Origin of the sequence: Grimontia sp. AD028, assembly GCF_000973155.1 — a bacterium.
GTDB lineage: Bacteria > Pseudomonadota > Gammaproteobacteria > Enterobacterales > Vibrionaceae > Enterovibrio > Enterovibrio indicus.
This window is the reverse complement of the sequence record NZ_LASY01000137.1, coordinates 1-8,942: the sequence shown is the minus strand read 5'-3', so window position 1 is coordinate 8,942 and position 8,942 is coordinate 1. Positions and strand designations below refer to the sequence as shown.

Here is an 8,942-nt window from a genome sequence, read left to right as displayed (position 1 = left end):
AGTCAATCTCGCTGAATCCTGCATCTTCAGGCTGTTTGGGTATAAAGATACAAGCCTATGTATTCCAATTCGTTACTGAGTTTTGAATAATGAATGCTACCCACTGGCGCAGCCAGGTCATCAACTGAGAGAGTTACAATGGATTTTGCTTTACCCCTCGTCATCCTCGTGATGGTTGTTTTCATCATCCTTATCCGCCAAAAGTCAAAGAAAGCGGCTGAAGAAAACAAGAAAATCGGTGCGGAGTTTCTGGCCCAAAATGCCAAGGAAGAAGGCGTGATCACTACTGATTCTGGATTGCAGTATCTGGTTTTGGAAGAAGGTGAAGGAGATGAGCAACCGACTGCCTCTTCTCGCGTAAAAGTGCATTATCACGGCACCCTACTTGATGGTTCAGTGTTCGACAGTTCAGTCCAACGTGGCGACCCCATCGAGTTCGGTTTAAACCAAGTTATCAAAGGTTGGACCGAAGGCGTTCAATTGATGAAGAAAGGCGGTAAAACGCGCTTCTTCATCCCTGCCGAGCTGGCTTACGGCAATATGTCAGCAGGTTCGATAAAACCAGGTTCAACCCTGATATTCGAAGTAGAACTTCTCGATTTCAAATAATCAATATCCTAAATAGCAGAAGGTCGCGTTTATCGCGGCCTTCTTTTTTATCACTCAACGGATTGTATTGTTTTGCCCTCAGTCGCCTCTGTGTGCTCCTTAGACCAGGCAATAGCTTCATCAAGCGGTAATGGGCGAGAGAAATAGAATCCCTGGCAGATATCAATGCCACAGCTTTCTACGAACGTTTTTTCCGTTTCAGTTTCTATGCCCTCAGCAACCAATGCACAACCTGTTACTTCACTGATTTTGGCTAACAGTTGATAGAGGTTTTGCCCTCTTTCTTCTTTCACGTTCAGCAACAAAGAACGGTCCAGTTTCACCTTGTCGAAGTTGTATTTCAGCAAGTGAGGGAAAGACGCATAACCAGATCCAAAGTCATCAATCGCGACTTTCACGCCAAGGCGTTGCAGCGCATCAATGTTGCGGCTGATCAGTTCATGGTCTTCAAGAAGGGCTTCTTCTGTAATCTCGATTTCCAAGGAAGTTGCTGGAATTTTGTAGTAATGCAGCCTCTCTGCAATGCTATCGACAATATCTCTGTCTGAAATCGACTCTGCGGAAATGTTCACTCCCACCTTACAGCGTTCTAGTAAAGGCAAAGTCTTCATATCCGCTAACACGAGATCGATCACCATCCCATCCAGTTGCTTAATCGCACCCAACATCTGGAAGTCGTTGATGAAAGTCGGAGGTATCATGTTTCCATGTTCATCACGGTATCGAATAAGAGACTCAAATGCTAAGTGAGTGCTGTCTTTCACGTTAACTTGAGGCTGATAGTACATGACGAACTCGCCGCGATTCATCATTTTGCTGATGCGCTGGCTGACTTCATGTTTGCTGATATAGCTCCCCATCGACTGATTCACATCCCCCAAGAATGATTTCAGGGTACTGCGTTCAATTTCCATCTTGCGGAGAATACCTTTACTGTCTGTGGAGCTTTTGCCCGCATAGTTCAGATAGAAAGGACGGTAAATCAACACACCTAGCGCAATCACAACAATCTGGAGTGCTGTACCTGCAAGGCTGTTTTGGGTGGCCAAATATCCACTCAAGAATGGCGGCGTCATCCAATCAACAATCGTGCTAACAGGGTTAACTAATCCCAAGGCCATAACACTGTAAACCAGAATGAAGCTTGCCATGGGTACCAGAACAAACGGCAAAATCAGCGTCGGGTTAAAGATGATTGGCAAACCAAACAACAGCAATTCATTAATGTTAAACATCACCAACGGTAGCGCTGAAAGCGCCAACGCAATGTGCCTTTTCTCTCGGGAAAAAAACAGGATACATAAAAGCAGGCTTAGCGAGTTGCCCGAACCGCCGATGGCCAGAAACGCATCATAAAAACCCTGGCTAAGAATATTCAGTGGTTCTTCACCAAACTGCCACGCCGCAATGTTCTGTTGAGTGTCTTCGAACAGTTGCTGTTTGGCGCGAAACAGAAAGTTATGACCATTGATCCCCACAGACCCCAAAAGGCCCAAGACAAACTGATACGCCAAGCCACCAGCAAACGTGAGCGGATCTAAGCTGAGATAATCTTTAAACAGCGTCGAGCTTTGCATGATGCTGCCTGTCACGCGGCTAAAAAATATGGTCAACAGCAGAAAGCCGAAAAAGTGAGCCGCTTGCTTATAAAGCGCACTAACAAAATCAAGTCGCGATGGGTCGAGTGGATATATTCGTGCAGAAACACAGCAAATAGCAGCAACTATCGCAGTTAACAAAGCAACAAGCGGATTATTCGGCAAGCCATTGTCAGCTACTAACCCATTGGACAGAGAAATCGCAATAAACATTACCAACGAATAAGGCACCACAACCATAGGGTTAACATTATGCTTCGTCGATAAATAATAAGTGGTAATAATGCAAAGTGCTGTTGGATATATTCCAATCAGCAAATTTGAAAAGTAGAAAAACTTTTGCGCAATATCAGGCATTGCCGCAAAGTTCAAAAAATGGCCTACAAATATCGAAATCGCGTTACAAATGGTCAGAGGGAGCAGAAGCAGGAAGACGATTGAGATGTCACGAACATAGGTATCGTAACAAGACCTTAAAGAAGGCAGTTTCCACATATTGATGAATTGGTTCTCGGTTCAAGGCCAAAAAAGATGTCGGATTATATATGTCGGATTAAATGCTCTCAATTGAAAATAGATGGAAATTTAATATTAATTCAACGAAAAGAATTTTTCTTACTGTTAATAAAATTAATTATTCGCAACCAATCAGAAACACCAACAGCGAGGCTATTTAAATAGACATCGCCGTCAATGACATTACATGCCAATAGTTAATTTATTTCGTCAATTCAGTTAAAAACATTTGTTTATTTTGAGAAATATATTGAATATCTTTCTCGTAGGCTAAGTGGTGCCCATCTTCTAAGTTCTTTTGAAATGCCTCGTTCCCCTTTTCTGCTTCTTCTCGCATAAACGAAACCAAAGCCTGCAATCTTTCGATCATGACATCAGGCAAATTAATTAACATATCTTGGGTCGCACCATATGCTTTGCAGAACATGCCCGCTCGGGCGATCTGCTGATCCAATGTCCCCATTTTATCGAATTCATGGGTCTTAAAAGGTGCCCAACAATAGATCGCATAGGCTAAATCCCAGACTCTCGGTGCAGGGTGGGCGGTATCAAAATCAATAACGCCCACTACTTCTTGCCCATTAAGAACGAGGTTGTATGGCGCGTAATCGCCGTGGCAAATCACTTCAGTTGGTTTGCGTACTGGGAGCACCCAGGTTTCATTCCCTTTCAAACTATCGACAAAAGAAGCAGACGCATCGTGCATTTGTCTCAGTAACTTTGCCGCACTTGTTAACGCCTGTTTAGATGCAATATTGCCTATAAGCGGATAGTTATAAACCTGACCTTCAACAAAACTGACCGTTTCATGTTCATGGTCAAGCGCAATGGGTTTAGGACACTGATGAAAGCCTTGCAGATGAAGGTGGTTCAAGAGGCTATGAATCGTCTGGGTCGTTTTATTAGTAGGTCGGATTACTTGATTGCGAACCCGATAAATACCATCTCGACCGCCGGGGAGTTTTTCCATCTTAGGCTCCGTGTTTGGCGATCAACGACGTATCAAAGGACAAGCATGGGCGTAGACAGAACAATAACAAAGCTCACCATGATGGACCGCGTCATCACCAAATAAAATTAAGCATAAAAACAAAGGCATAAATTTAAGGTGATTAGCAATTCAACATTGGCATTCGCTCCATCAGTTCAGAAAGCTGCAAAAGCAAGGATAGTATCGAATTTTATCTGCTATATCTTTGAACCGTATCGAGTTCGATAAAAGTTCGCTCTAATTTTTATCGATTGATTGCAAAGATCAGAAATTCCGCAGTCACGTATCAATAATGAGAAGCCCAGATTTTCAGCCGTGTCGAGCTACGATTAATGCTCATAAGCACAAACTATTGAGTAATTTATTATTGACTGTTTTTTGAACAGTGGTGTAAGTGTAAGTAATGAGATGCAAACAACTTGCGTTACATAGCAATAGAGAAAGGTGACAAAACTAGCAGCGCACCCGCACAGCAAAAATGAAAACGGGTAGCGCAAAGCTGAGAGGCAAAACAGTTATCTGGTCTGAGCGATAAGTCGCCCCAACAAGACCCATAGCGATAACTGGCGATGACTCTGTATGTCAACGTTCGTCCTGTATGGGCGGTACCAAAAGGAGCATGGGGCATGAGTGACGTTGTGCTTAATTTTACGCTTGATGAGTTCAGCGTCCGGCTGGCAAAAGTTCGTGCGGCCATGGAAAAGCGTGAATTGGATTTACTCATCATTCACGACCCTTCAAACATGGCGTGGCTAACGGGTTACGACGGTTGGTCTTTTTACGTTCCTCAATGTGTCGTTATTGGCCATGCCGGCGAGCCACTATGGTTTGGAAGAAATCAGGATGCCAATGGCGCTCGGCGTACTGTCTACATGAGCCACGAGAGTGTTGTCGGCTATCCCGACCACTATGTGATGAACCCTCCCCTCCATCCGATGGAATATCTCGCCAACGCTGTTTTGTATGAAAAGCTTTGGGACCGAGGCCGTATCGGGGTGGAGAAAGACAACTACTACTTCAGTGCCACAGCCTATGAATCTCTGCAGGAAAATCTTCCTAATGCCTCCTTTGCGGATGCAACAGGGCTAGTGAATTGGTGCCGCGCAGAAAAATCAGACCAAGAGCTTTACTACATGCGCGCTGCAGCAAGAATTGTGGAAAACATGCATCGCGTGGCTTTCGAACTTATTGAGCCCGGGCTGCCAAAACATATTCTTGTCGCGGAAATCAACAAACATGCGGTCATGGGACATGATGGCCACTTTGGTGACTACTCTGCGATTGTACCGCTTTTGCCTTCCGGTGTAGACGCATCAGCGCCTCATTTGACCTGGGATGACAGGCCATTCAAATCCGGTGAAGGCACCTTTATCGAAATGGCGGGGGTTCATCGCAGATACCACTGCCCACTTTCCCGCACCATCTATCTCGGTGAGCCGGAAGACCACTTCAAACGTGCCAATGACGCGCTCAATGAAGGCTTGGAGGCCGGTATGGCAGTCGCCAGGCCCGGTAACACCTGCGGTGATATTGCGGCGGCGCTGAATGCCACAATGGAAAAATACGGCTTTGACCGCGGAGGTTCGCGCTGTGGGTACCCTATCGGACTTAGTTATCCACCTGATTGGGGCGAAAGAACCATGAGCCTGCGTCCAACCGACAACACGGTATTGAAAGAAGGCATGACGTTCCATTTTATGCCCGGATTGTGGATGGATGATTGGGGAATGGAGACCACAGAGAGCATCGTGATCACAAAACACGGCGCTGAGACACTCTGTGACTTCCCGCGACAGCTATTCATTAAGCATTGATTCAAAAAATCGGGATGATCTGTTATGCCGAAACTTCCGCCAAGTTCAGTATCTGCCACTGTCGATTTTGATGCCGACGGCGTACAGCATGGATTTCTGAAACTTCCCTATTCCCACAACGACTCGGCTTGGGGCGCGATAATGACACCCATCACCGTCATTAAAAACGGAGATGGACAAACTGCGCTTCTGACCGGCGGTAATCATGGCGATGAATACGAGGGAATCACCTCGCTGTTAAAGCTCACCAGTAAGCTCAAGCCGAAACAAATTCTGGGACGGGTCATCATCATCCCAATGATGAATGCGCCAGCAGTTCAAGCGTCAGCGCGGGTTTCTCCGATTGATAATGGCAATATGAACCGTGCCTTTCCCGGTCATCCCTATGGTGGAATGACTGAACGCATGGCGGATTATTTCACCCGTCATCTGATCCCCATGTGTGATACGGCATTAGACATTCATTCTGGCGGCAAAACATTAGACATCATCCCCTTTGCTGCAGCACATCGTCTAAAGAACAAAGCGCAGGAATTTCGGTGCTTTGAGGGAGCGCGTTTGTTTGGCGCGCCTTATACCTTCTACATGGAGGAAATGGACCCCACCAAGCTTTACGATACCGCTGTCGAATCCAACGGTAAGGTGTTCGTCACCACAGAACTTCGCGGCGGTGGCACCACCACACCCGACACCATCGCGATAGCAGATCGTGGCATCCACAACTTTCTGGTTTACAGCGGTATCTTGCAGAAAAACTATATTGATCCGCCATGTGAACCCGTCTCGCTGGAAATTCCAGACAAAGACGCATACCTACAAAGTGAACACAACGGCATTCTGGAAATGTGTGTAAGTCTGGGTGATGAGATCAAAGAAGGCGACCTGATTGCACGAATTTATTCCACCGAGCGAACAGGACAAACACCTGCTTATTATCGCGCTACCACTGAAGGCATTCTGGCGGCCAGACGGCACGTCTCGAACATCAGTATCGGCGATACTTTTGCGGTTATCGCCAAAACTGTCGAATAAAACTCGCTTCCACCCCTGTCTATATGCCACGCTTATAAGCGTGGTTTTCTTTATTTTTCTGGGAGTAATGGATGAAGCTTGATCGATATGACATCAAAATTCTGCAAATCTTATCCAGAGATGGAAGGATCACTAAATCCAATCTCGCAGAATCCATAAACTTGTCGGTCAGCCCTTGCTGGGAACGTGTTAAACGCCTTGAAGAAGCAGGCATCATTGAAGGCTATGGCGCTAAAATCAATGCCGACATCTTTGCCAAAAAAACACCTGTGATGGTCGAGGTGACACTCGGCAAGCACCATGCAACCAGTTTCCAGCGTTTCGAACAAACCATGCAGGATTGCCCAGAAGTAGCAGATTGTTTTGCCACAGGCGGTGGAGTAGATTACATCATCCGTGTCATGGCAAAAGACATCGACCAGTACCAACGCCTGATTGATAGCTGGCTGATGTCAGATTTAGGCATAGAGCGCTACTACACCTACATCGTTACCAAAACCATCAAACAAACACCGCAATCACACGATATCGACGACAACCTTGTCGAATAACCGTCATTGAATACTATTTCTTTTCAGACACTTACAACCACCACAGAAAAAACACTAAGTTTTCGGCTGAAAATCCGAAAAATCACCAACCACAGCCCCCCTTATACAGAAAACCCATTCCCAAATGCTGGCTTAAAGTTCTACTGAGAACATCATTTTGCTTTGGGAGGTCAACGTATGGCCGCATTGAATTTGCCTCATGATGGGAAAGCGACGGATGCCGTGCTCAACCACTTACGTGACGCACGCCTGTTCCGCCAACTCGCCTACATCAATGGTAAGTGGGTCGCAGGTAACAAAGACATCGCAGTCACCAATCCAGCCGATGAAGACGTGATTGGTTACGTCACCGCACTTCGAAAATCGCAGATAGATAGCGCTATTAATGCCGCAGACAAAGCGTTCAAAAAATGGCGCGCGCTATCCGCAGAAAACCGTGCCACTAAGTTGATGGCTTGGCACGACTTGTTACTCGATAACCGTGAAGATCTCGCGCATTTGATGGTGCTAGAGCAAGGCAAAACCCTCGATGAGGCTCGCGGAGAAATCGATTACGGCGCTTCCTTTGTCAGTTGGTTTGCTGAAGAGGCTAAACGTGCATATGGCGAAACGATGCCAAGCCATATACCGCACGCACAATTGGCTACATTGCGTGAACCTATTGGCGTCGCTGCCCTCATCACACCCTGGAATTTCCCCAACGCGATGATCACGCGAAAGGCTGCGGCGGCACTCGCGATTGGTTGTACTGTGGTGGTGAAACCCGCAAACGAAACCCCTTTTTCTGCCCTCGCTTTGGCTGAATTGGCCGAGCGCGCAGGTATTCCAGCTGGCGTATTCAATGTCGTCACTGGCGATGCACCAATGATCTCTGAAGTGCTGTGTGCGTCAGATAAGGTCAAAGCGCTCTCTTTTACCGGCTCAACAAGGGTCGGGAAGTTGCTGCTTCAACAAAGTGCAAACACAGTGAAAAAGTGTTCGATGGAATTGGGCGGAAATGCCCCCTTCATTGTGCTGCCAGACATGGACATCAAGCAGGCAGCTAAAGCGGCGATTGATGCTAAGTTCCAAACCTCCGGGCAGGATTGTCTGGCGGCGAATCGCATCTATGTACCTCGTCAACATTACGATGCATTTATCGATGCCTTCGCCACCGAGATGCAAAAGCTCCGCGTGGGGAACGGTATGCAGAAAACCACGGACATTGGCCCTCTCATCAATTCTCAGGCAGCCGAGAAAGCTCAAATGCTGGTAGATGACGCACTCGCGAAAGGCGCGACCTTGATTGCCACGAGCCACAAGAAAGTGCCTGGGGCGAATTTCTTTATCCCAGTGCTACTCACCAACGTCACACCTGAGATGGTGGTATTCCGCGAGGAAAACTTCTGCCCAGTAGCGGGTGTGCTCGCCTATGACGATTTGGACGTCTTGATTGAGTCCGCGAATGACACTGAATACGGCTTGGCGGCTTATATCTATGGCCACGATATTCGCAATATCTGGAAGTTAATGCGGGGCCTTGAGTTCGGCATGGTCAGCGTCAATAGCGTCAAGATGACGGGACACCCTATTCCCTTCGGCGGGATGAAACAATCAGGTCTTGGGCGCGAAGGCAGCCGTCACGGATTCGATGAATACAGCGAAATTAAATACTACTGTCTGGGCGGTCTCGACACTGCCAGCGGATGCTAGGGGCTGCTGACCTTTGGTGGTTAAATTTTGTTCTAGCTGTAAGCGTTTTAGGCGCGGCGAGGTGTGTGCCGCCTAGTCATTCTAAGCAAATACACCTCAACAAAGCATAAAACGCTTAGAGCAGAACCCTTCGGGCAGC

The 8,942-nt window shown here is 46.9% G+C and carries 7 protein-coding genes; 5 read left to right on the top strand and 2 right to left on the bottom strand.

Annotated elements, in window-relative coordinates; translation table 11 throughout:
• Positions 1–138 precede the first annotated feature (138 nt).
• Positions 139–609 (top strand): FKBP-type peptidyl-prolyl cis-trans isomerase, encoded by a 471-nt coding sequence (locus RN22_RS22095; protein WP_046307828.1) that lies wholly within the window; start codon positions 139–141, stop codon positions 607–609.
• 50 nt (positions 610–659) lie between these two features.
• Here the strand turns inward: RN22_RS22095 and RN22_RS22090 are convergent, their stop codons facing one another.
• Both RN22_RS22090 and RN22_RS22085 read right to left on the bottom strand, forming a co-directional pair.
• Positions 660–2,702, bottom strand: coding sequence for an EAL domain-containing protein (locus tag RN22_RS22090; RefSeq protein ID WP_046307825.1), 2,043 nt, complete (start codon positions 2,700–2,702; stop codon positions 660–662).
• A gap of 223 nt (positions 2,703–2,925) precedes the next feature.
• On the bottom strand, positions 2,926–3,693 hold the full coding sequence (locus RN22_RS22085; RefSeq protein WP_046307823.1) for a phosphotransferase enzyme family protein: 768 nt from the start codon (positions 3,691–3,693) through the stop codon (positions 2,926–2,928).
• A 647-nt stretch (positions 3,694–4,340) separates the two neighbouring features.
• Between RN22_RS22085 and doeA the strand changes: the two genes are divergently transcribed.
• The 4 genes from doeA (at position 4,341) to RN22_RS22065 (ending at position 8,803) form a co-directional block, all read left to right on the top strand.
• Positions 4,341–5,528 carry an ectoine hydrolase DoeA gene (gene doeA / locus RN22_RS22080; protein WP_002535736.1) on the top strand — a complete coding sequence of 396 codons (1,188 nt, stop codon included), beginning with the start codon at positions 4,341–4,343 and terminating at the stop codon, positions 5,526–5,528.
• A 24-nt stretch (positions 5,529–5,552) separates the two neighbouring features.
• The gene (gene doeB, locus RN22_RS22075) at positions 5,553–6,560 is read left to right on the top strand and encodes a N(2)-acetyl-L-2,4-diaminobutanoate deacetylase DoeB (RefSeq protein WP_046307820.1); all 1,008 of its coding nucleotides are present in this window, start codon (positions 5,553–5,555) and stop codon (positions 6,558–6,560) included.
• Between the two features lie 71 nt (positions 6,561–6,631).
• Positions 6,632–7,111, top strand: a complete 480-nt coding sequence (locus tag RN22_RS22070; RefSeq protein ID WP_046307818.1) for an Lrp/AsnC family transcriptional regulator — start codon at positions 6,632–6,634, stop codon at positions 7,109–7,111.
• A 177-nt stretch (positions 7,112–7,288) separates the two neighbouring features.
• Positions 7,289–8,803 (top strand): NAD-dependent succinate-semialdehyde dehydrogenase, encoded by a 1,515-nt coding sequence (locus RN22_RS22065; protein WP_046307816.1) that lies wholly within the window; start codon positions 7,289–7,291, stop codon positions 8,801–8,803.
• Positions 8,804–8,942: the final 139 nt, after the last annotated feature.